The 20,626-nt window shown below is 31.9% G+C and carries 16 protein-coding genes; 13 read left to right on the forward strand and 3 right to left on the reverse strand.

Going from position 1 to position 20,626, the window contains the following annotated elements:
• Positions 1-118: 118 nt before the first annotated feature.
• Both HMPREF2737_RS05945 and HMPREF2737_RS05950 read left to right on the forward strand, forming a co-directional pair.
• The gene (locus HMPREF2737_RS05945) at positions 119-2,161 is read left to right on the forward strand and encodes a cation:proton antiporter (protein ID WP_037548259.1); all 2,043 of its coding nucleotides are present in this window, start codon (positions 119-121) and stop codon (positions 2,159-2,161) included.
• Positions 2,162-2,333: 172 nt separating this feature from the next.
• Entirely contained in the window at positions 2,334-2,981 is a 648-nt protein-coding gene (locus tag HMPREF2737_RS05950; protein ID WP_037548263.1) for a metal-dependent transcriptional regulator, read from the forward strand.
• A 70-nt stretch (positions 2,982-3,051) separates the two neighbouring features.
• On the opposite strand, the gene HMPREF2737_RS05955 is transcribed toward HMPREF2737_RS05950, so the two are convergent.
• The gene (locus HMPREF2737_RS05955; protein ID WP_037548268.1) at positions 3,052-3,795 is read right to left on the reverse strand and encodes a M50 family metallopeptidase; all 744 of its coding nucleotides are present in this window, start codon (positions 3,793-3,795) and stop codon (positions 3,052-3,054) included.
• Between the two features lie 219 nt (positions 3,796-4,014).
• Between HMPREF2737_RS05955 and tarA the strand changes: the two genes are divergently transcribed.
• A complete protein-coding gene (gene tarA, locus HMPREF2737_RS05960) occupies positions 4,015-4,779 on the forward strand; it encodes an N-acetylglucosaminyldiphosphoundecaprenol N-acetyl-beta-D-mannosaminyltransferase TarA (RefSeq protein WP_033080081.1) in 765 nt (254 codons plus the stop codon).
• 96 nt (positions 4,780-4,875) lie between these two features.
• Here tarA and tagH read toward each other — a convergent pair whose 3' ends face one another.
• Positions 4,876-5,670 carry a teichoic acids export ABC transporter ATP-binding subunit TagH gene (tagH, locus tag HMPREF2737_RS05965; RefSeq protein WP_033080080.1) on the reverse strand — a complete coding sequence of 265 codons (795 nt, stop codon included), beginning with the start codon at positions 5,668-5,670 and terminating at the stop codon, positions 4,876-4,878.
• Between the two features lie 326 nt (positions 5,671-5,996).
• On the opposite strand from tagH, the gene HMPREF2737_RS05970 reads away from it, so the two are divergent.
• The 4 genes from HMPREF2737_RS05970 to tagD all read left to right on the forward strand — a co-directional run bounded on the left by HMPREF2737_RS05970 (position 5,997) and on the right by tagD (position 9,565).
• Complete coding sequence (locus HMPREF2737_RS05970; protein ID WP_037548273.1) at positions 5,997-6,809, forward strand: ABC transporter permease; 813 nt, start codon at positions 5,997-5,999, stop codon at positions 6,807-6,809.
• Between the two features lie 109 nt (positions 6,810-6,918).
• A complete protein-coding gene (tarB, locus tag HMPREF2737_RS05975; RefSeq protein ID WP_037548278.1) occupies positions 6,919-8,007 on the forward strand; it encodes a teichoic acid glycerol-phosphate primase TarB in 1,089 nt (362 codons plus the stop codon).
• On the forward strand, positions 8,004-9,068 hold the full coding sequence (locus HMPREF2737_RS05980) for a glycosyltransferase family 2 protein (protein WP_037548280.1): 1,065 nt from the start codon (positions 8,004-8,006) through the stop codon (positions 9,066-9,068). Before tarB ends, HMPREF2737_RS05980 begins: the two co-directional genes overlap by 4 nt.
• Positions 9,069-9,166: 98 nt before the next feature.
• Positions 9,167-9,565, forward strand: coding sequence for a glycerol-3-phosphate cytidylyltransferase (gene tagD / locus HMPREF2737_RS05985; protein WP_011276515.1), 399 nt, complete (start codon positions 9,167-9,169; stop codon positions 9,563-9,565).
• A gap of 254 nt (positions 9,566-9,819) precedes the next feature.
• Here tagD and pbp4 read toward each other — a convergent pair whose 3' ends face one another.
• Positions 9,820-11,112: a penicillin-binding protein PBP4 gene (gene pbp4 / locus HMPREF2737_RS05990; protein WP_037548283.1), complete on the reverse strand. Its 1,293-nt coding sequence runs from the start codon at positions 11,110-11,112 to the stop codon at positions 9,820-9,822.
• A gap of 140 nt (positions 11,113-11,252) precedes the next feature.
• Between pbp4 and HMPREF2737_RS05995 the strand changes: the two genes are divergently transcribed.
• The 6 genes from HMPREF2737_RS05995 (at position 11,253) to HMPREF2737_RS06020 (ending at position 20,620) form a co-directional block, all read left to right on the forward strand.
• A complete protein-coding gene (locus HMPREF2737_RS05995; protein WP_037548285.1) occupies positions 11,253-12,980 on the forward strand; it encodes an ABC transporter ATP-binding protein in 1,728 nt (575 codons plus the stop codon).
• 169 nt (positions 12,981-13,149) lie between these two features.
• Positions 13,150-14,649 (forward strand): glycosyltransferase, encoded by a 1,500-nt coding sequence (locus HMPREF2737_RS06000; RefSeq protein ID WP_037548288.1) that lies wholly within the window; start codon positions 13,150-13,152, stop codon positions 14,647-14,649.
• A gap of 19 nt (positions 14,650-14,668) precedes the next feature.
• Positions 14,669-16,837: a bifunctional glycosyltransferase/CDP-glycerol:glycerophosphate glycerophosphotransferase gene (locus tag HMPREF2737_RS11270; protein WP_080287534.1), complete on the forward strand. Its 2,169-nt coding sequence runs from the start codon at positions 14,669-14,671 to the stop codon at positions 16,835-16,837.
• 220 nt (positions 16,838-17,057) lie between these two features.
• Positions 17,058-18,290 carry a NupC/NupG family nucleoside CNT transporter gene (locus tag HMPREF2737_RS06010; RefSeq protein ID WP_011276509.1) on the forward strand — a complete coding sequence of 411 codons (1,233 nt, stop codon included), beginning with the start codon at positions 17,058-17,060 and terminating at the stop codon, positions 18,288-18,290.
• Positions 18,291-18,781: 491 nt separating this feature from the next.
• Positions 18,782-19,615: a YitT family protein gene (locus HMPREF2737_RS06015; RefSeq protein ID WP_037548291.1), complete on the forward strand. Its 834-nt coding sequence runs from the start codon at positions 18,782-18,784 to the stop codon at positions 19,613-19,615.
• Positions 19,616-19,822: 207 nt separating this feature from the next.
• Positions 19,823-20,620, forward strand: coding sequence for an ABC transporter ATP-binding protein (locus HMPREF2737_RS06020; RefSeq protein WP_037548294.1), 798 nt, complete (start codon positions 19,823-19,825; stop codon positions 20,618-20,620).
• The last annotated feature ends 6 nt before the right edge of the window (positions 20,621-20,626 follow it).

Genomic DNA, 20,626 nt, shown 5'->3' on the forward strand with positions numbered 1-20,626 from the left:
AACCGATTGTGAGTTTAAGATGTATTTTATCAGGATATAAATAGACATAAAACTTATTTTTATATTAGGCAAGTCTTATTTCTCCAATTAAATATGAAGTATAAAATGGGGTGGAAGTTTGGAAATATTTGAAACGATTCTCATATTTCTAGCAGTAGTTATTGTAAGCTCCTTTGTTCATACTTTTTTACCCAAAGTGCCTCTGGCATTCATTCAAATTGCTTTAGGAATGCTCCTCTTTTTAACGCCGGTACCTGTAGAATTTAACTTCGATTCAGAACTCTTTATGGTAGCAACGATTGCACCGTTACTTTTTGTGGAAGGTGTTAACGTTTCGAGAGCTCATTTACGTCGTTATATTAAACCAGTGATGTTAATGGCTTTAGGACTCGTTATTACAACTGTTATTGGTGTAGGTCTATTTATTAATTGGATTTGGCCGACACTTCCTATTGGTGCAGCTTTTGCCGTAGCCGCAATATTATGTCCAACTGATGCTGTGGCAGTGCAAGCTATTACAAAAGGTAAGGTTTTACCTAAAGGTGCTATGACTATCCTTGAAGGTGAATCATTACTTAATGATGCAGCAGGTATCATCTCATTCAAAATAGCGGTAGGTGTTTTAATTACTGGTTCATTCTCATTATTTGAAGCGGTGCAACAATTTCTAATCGCGTCAATCGGTGGTGCGATTATTGGTTTACTTATTGGTATTGCGCTTGTTAGATTCCGTTTAACACTTACAAGACGTGGCATAGAAAACATTAATATGTTTACTTTTTTACAACTATTAACGCCATTTGTTACTTATCTTGTTGCTGAAATGTTTCATGCGTCAGGTATTATTGCTGCCGTTGTAGCAGGTTTAGTACATGGTTTTGAACGTGATCGTATCGCTCAAACACGTACTCGACTTCAAATGAGTTACAATCACACTTGGAACATTTTAGGATATGCATTGAATGGTTTTGTTTTTTCAATATTAGGATTTTTAGTTCCAGAAGTAATTGGAAATATTGTAAAGACTGAACCACACAATTTATTGTTCTTAGTTGTGATAACAGCACTCGTTGCGTTAGCGGTATACTTATTTAGATTCATATGGGTGTATGTGCTCTATCCTCTATTCTATTTATCTGTCAGTCCTTTCCAAAAATTAATGAATGAAGAAGGAGAAGACAAGAAGAAAGAGAAGCCACCTAAACGAAGCATGTATGCGCTTATCATGACACTATGTGGCGTGCACGGAACTATTTCGTTAGCAATCGCATTAACATTACCATACTTTTTAGCAGATCATCATGCGTTTACATATCGTAATGATTTACTATTTATTTCATCAGGTATGGTTATTATAAGTCTTGTGATTGCACAAGTTGTATTGCCGTTTGTAACATCTAGTGCACCTGAGGCTAAGATTGGAAGTATGAATTTTAAAGAAGCTAGAATATATATTCTTGAACATGTCATAGATTACTTGAATCATCATTCATCATTTGAAACAAGTTATCGTTATGGTAATGTTATTAAAGAATATCACGATAAATTAACGTTCTTGAAATCTGTTGAAAAGGATGATGAGAACTCAAAAGAACTCGAAAGATTACAGAGTTTAGCTTTTAAGGTTGAAACGAAAACGTTAGAACGACTTGCCGATGATGGTGAAATAACTGCGAGTGTATTAGAAAACTACATGCGTTATGCAGAACGTACACAAGTGTATCGTCAAGCGTCATTGATACGTCGTATGATTGTTGGTGCGAGAGCTGTACTATTAAAACGTCGTATACGTACACGTACCAATGCGGCATCATCATTAAGTGTTACTGATAACTTAATGGAACTTTCTAAAATCAATAAGATTGTTCATTATAATGTTGTTAGTCGTCTTGTAGATGAAGCGAATGAAGATAACAAATTAGAAGTTGGTATGATTTGTGACGGTTATCTTATGAGAATAGATAACTTATCGCCATCTAATTTCTTTAATACGCGTGCCGAAGATTCAATTACGAAGATAAAATTAAATGCTTTAAGAGAACAACGCCGTGTTTTATCTAGTTTAACTGACGATGGAGAGATTACTGAAAGTACGGCATTGAAATTAAGAGAAGCGATAAACTATGATGAAATGGTTATCGTTGATAGCTTAACTGACTAACTTAATAAATATGATTGAAGATATAATAGAGTGTGGTCGGGATAATGAATTCAAATGGAATTCTATCCTAGCCTCACTTTTTTTATTAAGGTACGGTTTGTTTAAATAAGGTGAATAACATTCGTTATCAATTCATGATACAATAAAGTGAATGTATGGGTGAGGTGAAATGATGTTAACTGAAGAAAAAGAGGATTATCTAAAAGCAATATTAGCCAATGATGGGGATACATCCTTTGTCTCAAATAAAAAGTTATCTCAGTACTTAAATATAAAACCTCCTTCAGTTAGTGAAATGGTTGGACGCTTGGAAAAGGCTGGTTATGTTGAAACGAAACACTATAAAGGTGTGAAACTCTCAGATGAAGGCTTGAAACATACGTTGGATATCATTAAGCGTCACCGCCTGTTGGAGTTATTTTTAATAGAAGTTTTACAATATAATTGGGAAGAAGTCCATCAAGAAGCGGAAATCTTGGAACATCGCATTTCAGATTTATTTGTAGAACGCTTGGATAAGATACTTGATTATCCTGAAACATGTCCACACGGTGGTATTATCCCTAGAAATCAGCATTTTGAAGAGAAATTCACGGTATCTTTATTAGAATTTGAACCTGGTGATAAAGTGACGATTAAGCGAGTGCGTGATAAGACCGAAATTTTAGTATACCTTTCTAGCAAAAATATTTCAATTGGAAATGATGTTGAAATCGTAACTAAAGATGAAACAAATAAAGTAATGATTGTGAAACGAAATGATATTGTAACGATACTAAGTTATGATAATGCAATGAATATTTTCGCAGAGCATGTTTAAATCAGATAATAAAATCTCCAATAAAAGGTTCAATAATACCTTTTTATTGGAGATTTTTTGAATGAATTTATTAAATTGTAAAGATAAGCATTAAGTATATCGATAATATGTTAATCGCTATCCATAATGTACTGAATAAGGAAGTTGGTATGCGTGTAAGTTCTGTCAATGTGCGTCCATCCCAACTTGGAATTGGTCGCTGAAAAGTCAGTTTGAATATCGTCCAACTTGATTGTAAAACTTCACCTAATAAGACACCTAGTATAAGGTGATAAATAAATGTGACTAGATAATAAAATAATAATTGATTATCATGTTGTACTAAGAAGTATAGAAGTGCAATAAATATAATTAGTACAATGATAGGTGATAGTTTGCGTGATGTAAGCATTAAAAAATAAATGAAAATGATGATATAAGCGCTTAAGAACAAACTAGGGTGACCATAATACGCAGCACTTAGACCAATTAAAAGCATTAATGGAGGCATAATATAGCCACCTAGAGTAGTAATGAATTGTCCAATGAGCCCCTTGGATTGGGTAATGGCATAGCCTTGTTGCATCGTTTGAAGTCGTTCCGAAGGTCGTGTGATGATGACTAAATCTTTTGCACGTCCACCACTGATTTTATTGAATAATACATGACCGAATTCATGTGTAAGTACAGGAATATAATTTAAATAAACATCTAAATATTGATTGAATTGACGATGTCTATTTTGATGAATCATAATATAGATAATTGCTATAATACAGATTAAATATATATTTAAATTAATAGTTGTAGTAAAAAAGTTTTCTAAATAGACCATAGTTGACCTCGTCGAGTGTAAGATTATAGTATTTATTATAAAGTAAATTTGATGATTTAGCGTTTAGACTTTAGATGTATCTTTTAATGAGAGAACTTAAAAAAAGAAGATAAATCATTTGAAAATATATGTAGGCAGCTACATAGTTATTTATTATGACTCTATTTTCATATAATATATGCATATGAAAATTGTTTAGACAGTAAGGAGATTACTTAAATGCATGATCAAAAAGAGACAACAGCGACTAAAGTGGATATTTTAGGTGTTAAATTTAATAATGTAACCATGTTAGATATGATTGAACATGTCAAAACATTTTTCTCACAAGAGACTGAGGATAATTTGTTTATCGTGACAGCTAATCCAGAAATCGTTGATTATGCGTCAGAGCATAGTACTTATAAACAGTTAATTAATAGTGCGGATTTTGTTGTCCCGGATGGCACAGGTGTTATTAAAGCATCAAATCGTTTGAGAACACCGTTGAAACGACGTGTGCCGGGCATTGAATTAATGGAACATTGTTTAAAGATTGCCCATACAAATTATCAAAAAGTATATTTACTTGGTGCCAAAAATGAAGTAGTCACACTAGCACATAAAAATTTACAACACAAATACCCTCAGGCGCAATTCGATTACCATCATGGTTATATAGATTTAAATGATGAGACGGTAATCAAGCGCATAAAACGTTTTAATCCTGATTATATATTTGTAGGAATGGGTTTCCCTAAACAAGAAGAATGGATTCAAAAACATCGACACACCTTTAAAAGAGCTGTAATGATGGGTGTGGGCGGCTCATTTGAAATATATAGTGGCACAAAAAAACGCGCCCCTAAACTATTTATTAAATTAAATATCGAATGGGTATATCGTTTATTAATCGATTGGAAACGTATTGGACGTATGCGTAGCATTCCTAAGTTTATGTTTAAAGTTTTTAAAGTACAACTAAAAATGAAAAAGCAAAAATAAGTAGCTAATCTGATACTAATTATTTTAAATATGAAGAAGGCGGATTCAAGTCGAGAGGGCTGAATCCGCCTTTAAAATTTTTTATTATAATTATCGCTATTTAACAATAAAGCGTTTTTCATCTAAACCTTTGCGAAATGCTTTTTGATCAGCTTTTGATTTTTTCTTAAAGTCCTTTAAGAATTGCTCATATTTAGGAAGAACCTCTTCTAAATCTCCGTATTCTTTGAGCTTTCCGCCTTCAATCCAGGCAATTTTAGTACAAAATTCACGGACTTGGCGAATATTATGACTTACGAAGAAAATCGTTTTATTCGCTTCTTTGAACTCATAAATTTTGTCTAAGCATTTTTGAGTGAAAGTTTGGTCACCAACAGATAATGCTTCGTCAATGACTAAGATATCAGGATTAATTGTAACATTAATCGAGAATCCTAATTTAGCACGCATACCACTTGAATAATTTTTAACAGGTTGATGGATAAATTCGCCGAGTTCACTAAATTCTATAACTTGAGGCATAAGTTGCTTGATTTCTTTTCTTTTGAATCCCATGCATAACATTTTAAATTCGATATTTTCTACACCAGTTAAACGACCATTCAGACCTGCATTGATTGCGATGACGCTGACTTCACCATTACGTTCAATATTTCCAGAAGTTGGGGAAATAGAACCACCAATCATATTACTTAATGTAGATTTACCTGAGCCGTTAATGCCGACTAAGCCTATGACATCACCTTCGTGAGCTGTTATAGAGACATCATCTAAAGCGAAAAATGTATTGTTTTTATTTTTAGGGATTAAGGCATCTTTAATGCGTTCTTTATTATTACGATAAATGCGATATTCTTTTGTCACATTCTTTATATTTACAGATACGCTCATGATATTTCCTTCCTTATAAATACTTATATAGATTATAATACATCATACAATAGTTGTTAAATTTATTAACCTAGTGTAAAGTGTATAAGAGATTTTGAATAACTTTTTGTAAACAATAAGTAGATTCTACTTTTTTTGGAAAATTAAGTCCATAGTTATGGTTCTTATTTTCTAGTAATCTTCTCTACAATATAAAATAATACTATATGTACGTAATAATTATATTAAACTTTTGAGAAAATGTTATATATAATATAGTTATCCTAATTTTAAATAAAAAATGTAAATACATTGTGGATATTTAATTGAAAGCGTGGTTAATTTCAATGTCGGCAGTAGGATCTGTTTTTAAAGAACATATCAAGAATTTTTACTTAGTGCAAAGACTTGCACAATTTCAAATTAAAATAACGAATACGAATAACTATCTTGGTGTAGCATGGGAATTACTGAATCCAGCATTACAAATCATGGTTTACTGGTTTGTATTTGGTATGGGGATTAGAAGTAACCAACCTATTCATGGGATACCTTTTATTTATTGGCTACTTGTAGGGATTAGTATGTGGTTCTTCGTAAACCAAGGTATTCTTGAAGGTACTAAATCAGTATCTATGAAGTTTAATCAAGTGGCAAAGATGAATTTCCCACTTTCTATCATACCAACTTACACTGTAACCAGTCGTTTTTATGGTCATATAGGTTTATTGTTAATTATTATAGGAATTTGTATCGTTAATGGTATTTTCCCTTCTATTCATATTGTACAATTATTAATTTATGTACCAATGACATTTTTCTTTACAGCATCTGTTGCATTATTTACGTCGACACTCGGCATTATTGTACGGGATACACAAATGATCATGCAGGCTTTGCTAAGAATTTTATTCTATATGTCTCCAATTTTATGGGTACCTAAAGATTCAGGTATTGGTGGAACAATTGGTGAAATTATTAAATTTAATCCAGTTTATTTCTTGGCTGAATCATATCGTGCAGCGATTTTATTCCACGAATGGTACTTTATAGAACATTGGAAATTATTAATTTATAACGTGATAGTTATTTTAATTTTCTTTGTTCTAGGTTCAATTTTACATCGAAGATATCGTGATCATTTCGCAGATTTCTTATAATTTAAAGTCCTTGATAAATGTTGATGCGTTTATCAAGGACTTTGTGTATACAGCATAATGACAATTTTTGATTTGTAATTTTTATAATGAAAATATGAGAGGTAAATGTATGCGACTAATTATTAAAAAAGTATATATGTTGATGATTACATTATTGAATTTTATTTACAAAAGTAGACAAGTTGATAAAAAGCAAATTACGGTACTCATGACATTTCCTGAAGATGTCATGCCGATTATTAACGAATTAGACAATAAAGGTTACAAAATAACTGTAATTGCAAAATTTGAAGAACAATATGGGCTGAAACATCTTAACAACATTACTTTCATACCAGCAGGAAACAAATATATCGTCAAACATATAAAAGCATTAAGTAGTTCGAAAGTCATTTTAATCGATACGTATTATTTAATGCTAGGTGGTTATACTAAGAAGAAGACACAAACGATTATTCAAACGTGGCATGCATCTGGCGCACTGAAAAATTTTGGGCTGACTGATCATCAAGTTGATTTGACTAATGTAACCATGGTTAGACAATATCAACGCGTGTATCAAGCGACTAATTATTATCTTATTGGTGGTAAAGAGATGGGAACATGTTTTAAAGAGTCATTTGAAGCTACTGAAGAACAATTATTGCCACTCGGTTTACCACGTCTATCAAAATATTTAAAATTCAATCTTAAGGCCGAGCAAGAACGTTTGAAAAAGCATTATAATATTCATAAAAAATTGGTGGTCTATGTTCCTACTTATCGTGAAGGTTCTGAAAACAATAGACAAATAGATGTTGCTCGCTTTGAAGAAGCGCTACCCGAGTACACATTGATTAATCAATTACATCCATCTATTTCAAAAAGTCAATCTATAGCCACAACACAAGAATTGATGATTATGGCGGATGTGATTATTAGTGATTATAGTTCATTACCTATTGAGGCGAGTTTATTAGACAAACCAACATTATTTTATGTGTACGACGAGCATAAATATGATAAAATTCGTGGCTTAAACCAATTTTATAAAGCAATTCCACAACAATATAAAGTAACAACAGAAGAAGAATTAATTTTAAAAATTAGAAATGATATTGCCTTGTTCAAACCTTTATTTAAAAATTGGCATAAGTATAATCGTGAAGATAGTGTTCGACGCGTTACAGAATTTATTGAAAAGATGGTGAAAAGATGAAAATAGCTATCATAATACCTGTATATAATGCAGAAAAGACAATACGTAGAGCAATCAAATCTATCGATACAACACATGAGACTGAAATCATTTGTGTGAATGATGGTTCTACAGACCATTCGAGACATGAGCTCACTCAATTACAAAAAGAAGTTAAAAATATTATGATTTACAATCAAGATAATCAAGGTGCAGCTGCAAGTAGAAATTTTGGATTAGCTGCAATGTCTGATGATGTTGAAGCATTTATGTTTTTAGATGCAGATGATCAATTTTTACCGGGAAGACTAGATAAGATGATAGATTACTATGAACGTAATCAAGAGGTTGATATCGTCATTGGTCAAATTGGTAGAGGTGTCCAAGGAGATTGGAAAATTGTACCGACACATGAGGAAATGAATCGTGAATCACTAGTATCTTTAGCTCAAGCGCCTGAAATTTTGCAATCTATTGGTCCTGGTGGAAAATTATTTAATTCTAAATTTAGTGTATTACGTTTTGATGAAGACGTTGTATTTTGTGAAGAGCATACCTTTGTCACACGAGCTTATTTAACAGCGCGCGATATCCAATTACTACCACTCATTATATATGGCTATAATGAGCAAGAAGGTTCAATCACAGATAAACGAGCTGATACATTTATATCTTATATTGAAGATGCTCGACGAGTACGTCAGCACGTCATGGAGATGCTACTTTTAACAAATGAGAAAGCATACTATAGTTATCGAATGGATGATTTAATTGTTAGTTATCTTATCCAAGCTTACTTATTAAAATACAGTAAAGTTACACCTGAATTTATTGATAAGGTCACGCATTACATTAAAGATATGCAACATACGAACTACTCTGGCGATGCGTTGTTTAGAATCATTCAAGCAGTTGAGCAAGGTGCAACAAATTGGACACGTGACACTTACGAGAAGTGGCGTCAAACGCTTATCGATGTTGGTATTGGAAGACCAGGATATTTTCGTTTTCAAGCACAAGTTATCCCTAAAAAATTTGCCTTTAGCAGTAAACAGTTAGTTAAGCGTACTTTAAAGAGATAGTGTAGTATAACTTATAAAATTAATGGTATGTAAATTTTATTTATGCTAAATTAAGATTATGAAAAAATGTTAAAAATTATGTTAAGGAGATAGCGTTTATGAGAAGAGTTATTACTTATGGTACTTATGACTTATTACACTATGGTCATATTGAATTACTAAGAAGAGCGCGTGAAATGGGCGATTATTTAATAGTTGCTTTATCTTCAGATGAATTCAATCAAATTAAGAATAAAAAGTCATATTATGATTATGAACAACGTAAAATGATGTTAGAATCAATTCGTTATGTTGATTTAGTTATTCCTGAGAATGATTGGGGTCAAAAAGAAATTGATGTGGATCGCTTTGAAGTAGATGTCTTTGTAATGGGACATGACTGGGAAGGTGAATTCGACTTCTTAAAAGATAAATGTGAAGTCGTATACTTAAAACGTACTGAAGGTATTTCAACAACTAAGATTAAACAAGAATTATATGGCAAAGACGCTAAATAATTAAAAATATAAGGTCTTAATCCTATTAAAAGAGCCAGCAAATGAACTTTTTGAATTCATTTGCTGGCTTCTTTGTTTAACTTAAGTTACTTCACGTTCCTGAGGTGACGTCTCTATAGCAGTTCTTTAAAGTAATTCTTAATTGTTTTACATTTTAGAATTTCTTACCTAAGTGATATAGCACTTAGGTTCTTTATATTAATAATGAAAGTAAAAGATATTGTTACTATATAGTCAAAGAGTTATCAATCACTTTATTTACGTTTAAATAATAAATGAATAATTGAACGTACAATAAGTATAAATGCAATTGCTAATAATGCTAATGCGACAAAGGTAACCACTGGATGCTCTTTCCACGTCGTTTGAGCAATGGTATTTGCTTTGTGCAATAGAGGTTTCGTTACTTCAACTTTTGGAGGTCTATCATCTTTTGTAAGAAATTGACGATTGTAGTCAAGATGAATTGAACCATCTTTAACGATAAATTTATAATCTTTTTTATTCATACCTTCAGGTACTACATCATATAAGTTGTCTTTGACATAGTATTTTTTGCCATTGATTTTATGTGTACCTTTTGAAAGTACCTTTTTATAACTGTATTGATCGAAAGAACGGTTCATCATGGCATTTCCCATCATATTACGTTGCTTTTCTCCACCTAAATTCACGTAATCTCCTGCTCCCATAATAACTTGGTTAATGCGGAAGTTGTTACGTTTAGTTGTAATCGTGTGATTATAATCTGCAACATCACTTGAGCCAGTCTTTAAACCATCTGTACCCGGCAAACTCATTTTGGCTCCTTCTAATGAATGATTGAATGTATAATATGTGACACCGTGTTGTGTAGGAGCAAGTTGTTTAGTGAAATGTAATATCTTAGGAGTCTCTTTGATGATATGCTGATCTAAAATTGCAAAATCTTTCGCAGTGGAAGTAGTATTGTCTTGGTTTTTATATTTTGATGGCGCAAATTCTTTTAATTGCTTATTTTCAGCACCTGTTGGGTTTACGAAATGTGTGTTTGACATGTCTAATGCTTTAGCTTTCTTATTCATTAAATCAGTAAAATCATTCACATTTCCCGAAACCTCATCAGCTAAAATTAAAGCTGCAGCGTTACTTGAGTTAGAAACTGTAATTTGGAGTAGCTCGCTAATTGTATATGTTTCACCAGCATATAATTTCGTATTACTTAATTCTGGTAAAGTTGACATGCGATAATGTTTGTCCGTAATATGTACTTTGTCATTTAAAGAAAGCTCACCTTTATTCACGGCTTCAAGTGTAAGATACATTGTCATTAGCTTCGTCATTGAAGCGGGGTACCATTTTTGGTTAGATTGATAGTCGTACAAAATTTGCCCGGTTTGACTTACATTTATGCTACCTTCAGGTTGATAGGCATCTGTTACATTCGGGTAACCATATTGTCTAGCAATTTCAGTAGGTGTTGGTTCATATTCGGAAGCGTAGGAGTTAGGTGCTATAATAACAATGGTTAAAAGTAGAGCAAAGGTAATTATTAAGTTTCGTTTCATTCTTATCTTTCCTTTTTCAAAATTTCAACTAAAATATTTTATCATATAAATTTGTTTATATGAATTTATTTGTTAAAGCTTTATACTTGGAAAATAAGATAATTAAATTTTTAAAATGAATATAAAAAGAGGGCTAATTTATGAAAGGACGAAATCCGTTATTTTTCTTATTTAAACGATTGTCGTGGCCATATGGACTGATTATTGCGGCAATCATTATTTCTTCGCTAGGGAGTATTAGTGGTCTATTAATTCCTCTATTTACCGGACGATTAGTTGATAAATTCTCAACAAGTAGTATCAACTGGAATATCGTTCTTTTATTTGCAGGAATATTTATAGCTAATGCACTACTAAGTGGTATTGGTATTTATCTACTAAGTAAAATTGGTGAAAAAATGATTTACGATATTCGATCAATACTTTGGGAACATATCATTAAATTAAAAATGCCTTTTTTTGATAAGAATGAAAGTGGGCAGTTAATGAGTCGTTTGACAGACGATACTAAGGTTATAAATGAATTTATTTCACAGAAATTGCCACAATTACTTCCCGCAGTAATTACACTCATTGGATCCATAGTTATGTTGTTTATTATGGACTGGCAAATGACATTATTAACATTTATTGCAATTCCGATATTTATGGCAATAATGATTCCATTAGGTCGCAAAATGCAAAAGATATCAATGAACACACAAACTGAAATTGCTAACTTTAGTGGTTTGCTAGGTCGTGTGTTAACTGAGATGCGTTTAGTAAAAGTATCGAATACAGAAAGGCAAGAATTAAACAACGCGCACAGTAATTTACGTGAGATTTATAATTTAGGTCTGCGACAAGCAAAAATTACAGCTGTCATTCAACCTATTTCAAGTGTGATTATGTTATTAATGATCGCAGTTATATTAGGATTCGGTGCGATAAGGATAGCTACAGGTGCGATAACAGCTGGTGCGTTAATTGCGATGATTTTTTATGTGATGCAGTTATCTATGCCATTAATGAATCTTTCAACCTTAGTTACAGATTATAAAAAAGCAGTTGGTGCAAGTAGTAGAATCTTTGAAATCATGCAAGAACCTATTGAACCAATGGAAGATTTACAACCTATAGAAGATATCTCAATTAACGATGGTGAATTGTCATTTGAAAATGTTGATTTTAAATATGATATTAAAACGATTCTTAGTAACGTATCTTTCCGTATACCTCAAGGAGAGGTGAGCGCATTTGTTGGTCCGTCGGGTTCAGGAAAAAGTACAATTTTCAATTTGATTGAACGTATGTATGACATTAAATCTGGAGATATTAAATATGGAACGCAAAGTATTTATGATGTTCCAATTACAAATTGGCGAAACAAGATTGGTTATGTAATGCAATCGAATTCTATGATGAGTGGTACGATACGTGACAATATTTTATATGGTATAAACCGTGAAGTGTCGGATGAAGAATTGATTAAGTATGCTAAGTTAGCGAATTGTCACGACTTTATTATGCAGTTTGATGATGGCTATGACACGTTAGTAGGTGAACGTGGTCTGAAGTTATCTGGTGGTCAAAGACAACGTATCGATATTGCACGCAGTTTTGTGAAAAATCCTGATATTTTATTATTAGATGAAGCTACCGCAAATTTAGATAGTGAGAGCGAACAAAAAATCCAAGAGGCATTAGAAATTCTTATGGAAGGAAGAACCACTATTGTTATTGCACATCGTCTCTCAACTATAAAAAAAGCAGGCAAAATCATATTCCTAGATCAAGGTAAGGTAACAGGTGAAGGTACACATGCTGAATTAATGAGAAATCACGAAAAATACCATCAGTTTGTTACTACTCAAAATTTAACCGAGTAATGAATATTAGGTAGTTGGGACTTATGTTAGCTCCAACTACTTTTTTAATAAGAAAAAATGAAGGATATGTTTTGTCTTATGTAGTTAACTGTGAAATAATCATCAATAATTAAATGACGTATGTGAGTATACAGTCTCACACTTTAAAACTTAAGATTGGAGCATAATTATGTTATATACAATAACTTCCACCTTACCTCCTACACATGGTGGAAGAACAAAATCTTTGTTACATAGAGTAAAGTTTTTAGAAACTCAATTGGGAGAAACTTCTACAATTCTAACGACGAACTATAACGCTAATTATAAAAATGTATATCGAATTTTTAGGAATAAAGAATTAATAACTGAGAATACAAAATTAGACAACATATACGATTGGCTTGCGAATTATAATTTATTAGAGGAACCAGTTGAACCCAAATTATTTAGAAAGTTACCAATTCAAACTAAAGTTAAAATACGTGGGTTAGAGGCCATTCGAGAAGGCGATAACGTAAAATACTATAAAGATAATGTTTATGTGTTATTTCGCAAATATTATGCGAATAGACAGATTATGAAGTTTGAAGATACAATCAATCCTAATTCACAAAAGGTATCTAAACGTAAGGCATTCACGCTAAATGGCAGATTACATAAAATTGATTACTTTGATGATGTAAGGGCAATCAAAACAATGGAAGAATATTATGATAAAAAGGGTAACGTTTATTTAAAGAAACATTTTACGAACGATGAAAAGAACAAATTGATTGATATTCAACATCTATCAATGCACGGTGAGACGCGCACCTTTAATAATGAAAAAGCGTTATTTACTTATTATTATAACCATGTTTTACCTAATGGAAGTGTTGTATTTAATGATGCACGCTTACTCGACAGACCATTGATTGATTGTGAAAATGACATTAAGCGCATATTAATGTTTCATAGCAATCATTTACAAGGTAATAAAGTTCGTCATTCATATAAATTAGCACTAGATAAACAAGAAATAATCGATAAATATATAGTTTTAACAGAATATCAAAAACATGATATTCAATCACAGTTTGGCATAGATGATAATAAAATAGATGTCATACCTCATTTTGTCAGCATAGCGCACTCAAATAGTCGAGATGATGTAGAAGATCAATTTTGCTTTATTGGTAGATTGGCTCAAGAAAAACAAATTGATCATATTATCAAAGCGTTTGATATTTATTTGAAAAAAGGTTATTCATCTACGTTGCTTGTATATGGAAAAGATAAAGAGGGTAATTTAAACAAATTGAAGCAATTGGTTAAAACACTTCAACTTGAAGATAAAGTAATATTCAAAGGACACACTAATCATCCTAAAGAAGTCTTTTCAAAAGTGATAGCTTCACTATTGACAAGTCGGTATGAAGGCTTTGGGTTATCGATTATGGAAAGTATAAACAGCGGTTGCCCTGTTATCTCATATAACGTACGTTATGGACCGAGTGAGTTAATTACTAATCATGAAAATGGTATAATTGTGAAAAAAGATGACATCGAAGGGTTTGCGGATGCAATGGAAATGGCTAGAAATATTCATTTCAAAGATGTAAAATTAAGTGAAAAATTTAGTGTAGAACAAGCATCAAATAATTATCAATCACTCATCGATGACGTAACACATGCGGAGAATAAATAGAAAATTGGAGAGAAATATATTGAATAAATTATCGATTATTATTACGTATTTTAATAATGAAGATTATATTAGTGAGTGTATTCACAGTTTAAAAAGCCAGAGAAATCAAGATTTTGACATTATTGTTGTCGATGATGGTTCAACTGATCGCTCAACAGAAATCTTACAAGAAGTATTAAAATCATATGATAAAGACGTTCACTTCATTCAATTGCAAGAGAATACTGGACATGCACATGCACGAAATGTAGCTTTGGAACAAGCGCATGGTCAATACGTACTATTCCTAGATGCCGATGATCAATTGGCCTCATATGCTGTTGATTACTATCTTCAACATGTGAATGGTTTAGATACACTGATTGCACCAATTCATAAATTTAGAAGTCAACGACCACAGTATGTAGATAAAGATAAAGTACGTTTGCAATATGCTTCTCATCAAAAAAGGCCAAATGCAATTTTGAGAAAAGAATCAGCATGTAATATTTTATTTAAAAATGCCATTATTAAAGCGCATCAGATTCAATTTAATGAATCATTAGATATTTATGCAGATACGTCATTTGTGCTTGAGTATTTAAAATATGCGGAGCGTTTTGTTAGAATTACCAACTTCCCATTCTATTATCGTGGTGAGGTATACGATCCATTTTATGGTAATACATTGAGTGATCAAGATTTTACAAATAGATTTGAAGATCATGTTAATAGTTTCTTTGATGCTATGCAAAGAACGAATGATAAGCGAATTAAAAATTTCCTCATTCAACGAATGAAAAATGAAATTAAAAGTGGATTTGATCCTGCACTTAGAGATATAAAATCTCGATATGTGTCACTTGAAGATGCGCTTATTAAAATTGTTAAAGCTTTAAAATGGAACATCCTAAAAGATGGGAAAGTATTATACAATTTAGAAATATTATTCTTATCAATGGATGATGTTGAAAATGCCAAATATGTTAATGACTTACGAAATAAAACACGTTTAGTTAAAAATATTGTGTTAAATAGCAAGATGAAAGAACGCTCAAAATATCAACTGAGTGATAATGAAGACTTAGTTGACTCGAATACAATTGTATTTGAAGCGTTTGGTGGTAAAAATTATAGCGATAGTCCTAAATATATTTATGAATACATGCAAAAACATTATCCTCATTTAAATTATATTTGGGTCTTTTCAAAACCAGAAAATAACAATATTCCAGGTAATGCTACTAAAGTGAAAAAAGGATCTCAAGCTTATTATGATGCCTATGCTAAAGCGAAATATTGGGTTACAAACGCTAGATTACCTTTATATTTAAATAAAAAAGAGAATCAAATGTATATCCAAACTTGGCACGGAACACCATTAAAACGTTTAGCTAATGATATGAAAGTGGTTAGAATGCCTGGCACGACAACTGCAAACTATAAGAAGAACTTCTATGCTGAAGCATCACGTTGGGATCGTTTAGTATCACCAAATAGATATTCTTCTGATATTTTTAAATCAGCATTTTGGATGGATGAAGACCGTATTTGGGAGATTGGTTATCCGAGAAATGATGTATTAGTTAACCATCAAAATGACACTGAATATATTGAACAAATTAAGCGTGATTTGAATTTACCTACAGATAAGAAAGTTATCATGTATGCTCCAACTTGGAGAGACGATGAGTTTGTGAAAAAGGGACAATACTTATTTGATTTGAAAATTAATTTAGCTAATCTTCAAAAAGAAATAGGAGATGAGTATGTCATCTTATTAAGAATGCATTATCTAATTGCGAATGCCTTAGATTTACATGGATATGATGACTTTGCGATTGATGTATCAAATTATAATGACATTTCGGAATTATACTTAATTTCTGATGCATTAGTTACTGATTATTCTTCTGTTATGTTTGACTTTGGTATCTTGAAGCGTCCACAATTTTTCTTTGCATACGATATAGAAAAATATGATAAAGGACTTCGTGGTTTCTACATGGATTACATGAACGACCTACCAGGTGAAATTATTACAGACGAGTTTAAATTAGCTGAAGAGTTAAAACAAATTGATCAACATAAAGTGAAATATCAAGATAAGATAGAATCATTTTATAATGATTTTTGTTCTATAGAAAATGGAAAAGCATCTCAATATATTGGTGATTATATTTATAAAGATATTGAGAAAAAATCATAATTAAAATGAAAGTAGAAAGCACTAGAGCAGTAAATTTAACTCTAGTGCTTTCTATTGTACTATTTAAAAAATCTTTGTTTTCTCGAACATTACCTCATGGTATAATTAAAAATATATTATTAACAGAACTTTTGGGGTTAATTAGTGAATAAAGTACGGTTCTGTTGTATAGACATGCTATGATATTAATGGCATAAAAAATTAATCAGGTAGGTGCCTTATGTTTTTATTGGTTAACATCATTGGGTTACTTGCATTTTTGGGAATTGCAGTTTTATTTTCAAGAGATCGCAAAAACATCCAATGGAAATCTATTTTAATTCTTGTAGTATTAAACTTGTTTTTAGCATGGTTCTTCGTCTATTTCCAAATCGGGAGAACGATTGTAGAAGGATTAGCTTCAGCAATTGCATGGGTAATTCAATCAGCGCATACTGGAACAGGCTTTGCATTCAGCAGTTTCACTAGCGGTAAACAGATGGATATGGCGATTAGCGCACTCTTCCCAATTCTGCTTGTAGTACCATTATTTGACGTATTAATGTATTTCAATATTTTACCTAAAATTATAGGTGGTATTGGTTGGGTGCTAGCGAAAATTACGCGTCAGCCTAAATTTGAATCATTCTTTGGCATCGAAATGATGTTCTTAGGTAATACTGAAGCTTTAGCTGTATCAAACGAACAATTGAAACGTATGAATGAAATGCGTGTATTAACAGTGGCTATGATGTCAATGAGTTCAATCTCTGGAGCTATTGTTGGTGCATACGTTCAAATGATACCGGGTGATCTCGTATTAACAGCGATACCGCTAAATATTATTAATGCGATAATTGTATCTTCAATTTTGAATCCGGTAAGTGTTGAAGAACAGGAAGACATCATTTATAGCATCAAAAATAATGAAACGGTAGAACGTCAACCTTTCTTCTCATTTTTAGGTGATTCTGTACTTAATGCAGGTAAATTAGTATTAATCATCATTGCATTTGTAATTAGTTTTGTTGCTTTAGCAGACTTAATTGATCGCTTTATAAACTTAATTACAGGTCTAGTCGGTGGATGGATAGGCGTAAAAGGAAGTTTCGGTTTAAATCAAATTTTAGGTTTATTTATGTATCCATTTGCACTTTTACTTGGTTTGCCATGGGGAGAAGCATGGATTGTTGCTCAACAAATGGCTAAGAAGATTGTTACTAATGAATTTGTAGTTATGGGTGAAATTAGTAAAGTCGTTGATTCATATAGCCCTCACAGAAGAGCTGTTATTTCAACATTCTTAGTTTCATTTGCTAACTTCTCTACAATCGGAATGATTGTCGGAACATTAAAAGGGATTGTCGATCAAAAAACATCAGATTTTGTATCTAAATACGTACCAATGATGTTATTAGCAGGTATATTAGTATCATTACTTACTGCAGCGTTTGTCGGATTATTCGCTTGGTAAGAAGATACATAGCATGTTTGACAATTTAAAAGGATCGTGGAACATCATTCAATTTGAATTTCGTTCCACGATTTTTTTGAATTATTTCAGTAGATTTTAGTTAACATGATAAAAACCAAGTATGTAGGGTGAGGAGACACTCTATATACTTGGTTTTTATGGGAAATGAATATTAATGTACTTGTAACGGTAAGGACTAGGTACTGTCACAGTACTTCGAGCAAAATTTGTTTTGTTACTATAAACAACACAAAGGAGATAACTTCTCTTATTAAGAAGTTATACACATTATAGCAAATGTAATTGACAAAGTAAACGAAAAATTCAGAAAATTTATATTTGTTTTTAAATTAGTTCACTTAAACATGATGAAATAGAAATATACTTTGAAAATAATCTAGATATAGACTATTTCTAAAATGCATATTGTAGCTTCACTAGTGATTGTGATAACCTTTTTAATGATATTACATTAAAAGGGGTTGGTGTATGTGAATAAAAATATTAAAGATTTACTTTTAGTTATACTAGGCTCTTTCATATTTTCAGCTGGAGTTAATGCATTCGTTATCTCAGGTAATTTAGGAGAAGGTGGCGTAACAGGTATAGCCATTGTATTATATTATGCGTTTCACATTTCTCCAGCCATCACGAACTTTGTAGCAAATGCACTACTGATCATTGTAGGGTATAAATTTTTAAGTAAAAAAAGTATGTTATTAACTATTGTGGCAACTGTACTTATCTCAGTGTTTTTAAGTTTAACTGAGTCTTGGCACGTCGAAACTGGAAATATCATTATTAACGCTATATTTGGTGGCTCTTGTGTTGGGTTGGGCATTGGTATTATTGTTTTAGCTGGTGGTACAACTGCAGGGACAACGATACTAGCACAAATTGCTAATAAATATTTAGATGTAAGTACTGCATATGCGTTATTGTTTTTTGATTTGATTGTAGTACTCATATCATTAACTGTATTACCATTGCAGATGGCCTTAGTAACAGTTATATCATTATATATAGGTACCAAAGTTATGGAATATGTTATAGAAGGTTTAAATACTAAAAAAGCAATGACAATTATTTCAAGTAAGCCTGACCAAGTAGCGAAAGCGATAGATGAACAAGTTGGACGAGGTCTCACAATATTAGATGGTCGAGGCTATTATAGTCGTGAAGAAAAAGACGTATTATATGTTGTCGTTGCAAAAACACAAGTGTCTCGAGCTAAGAAAATTATACGAAAGATTGATAATCAAGCTTTTTTAGTTGTGCATGATGTGAGAGATGTATATGGTAATGGCTTTTTAGCAGATGAATAATGAGAATGAATAAGGTTAGGTGTTTCAATATATTGGTGAAGGTGATATGACGACATCAATTAATGAAATACCTAACCTTTGTTTTGTCGATTACAAATAGTCAGTTATTTACAAAGATGTTATAATACCACTATTGACTATGATAATTATTATCAATTGGAAAACTCAATCGTACATAAAGTTATTTATTATGAAAGTAGGGAAAGCATGAATCGTTTAAAAGCGGAACAAGTAGAAATTGGATATGGGGATCATACGATTATTAACAATTTAGATGTAGAAATACCAGATGGCAAGGTTACGTCTATCATTGGGCCTAATGGTTGTGGGAAATCTACATTATTAAAAGCATTGTCACGCTTATTAACAATCAAAAATGGCGAAATTCAATTAGATGGTGAAAATATTCATACGCAATCAACTAAAGAAATTGCTAAAAAAATTGCTATATTACCACAAACACCAGAAGTAGCAGATGGTCTTACAGTTGGAGAATTAGTATCTTATGGTCGTTTTCCACATCAAAAAGGGTTCGGCCGTCTATCTGCTGAAGATAAAAAAGAGATTGATTGGGCTTTAAATGTTACTGGCACATCTGAATTTAGACATCGTTCTATTAATGATTTAAGTGGTGGTCAGCGTCAACGAGTTTGGATTGCGATGGCATTGGCTCAAAAAACAGACATTATTTTCCTAGATGAACCCACAACATATTTAGATATCTCACATCAATTAGAAATTTTAGAATTAGTTCAACAATTAAATAAAGAACAAGGTTGTACCATCATAATGGTCTTACACGACATTAACCAGGCTATTCGTTTTTCTGATCATCTTATCGCTATGAAGAAAGGTGAAATCATTGCTTGTGGCGCTACTGAAGACGTGTTGACTAAAGATATTCTAGAAAAAGTGTTTAATATTGATGTCGTACTTAGTACGGACCCTCGTACAGGTAAACCATTGTTAGTGACATATGACTTATTCGAACGCAATTATTCATAATATATA

The sequence above is a fragment of the Staphylococcus sp. HMSC069D12 genome, assembly GCF_001810405.1.
Lineage (GTDB): Bacteria > Bacillota > Bacilli > Staphylococcales > Staphylococcaceae > Staphylococcus > Staphylococcus haemolyticus.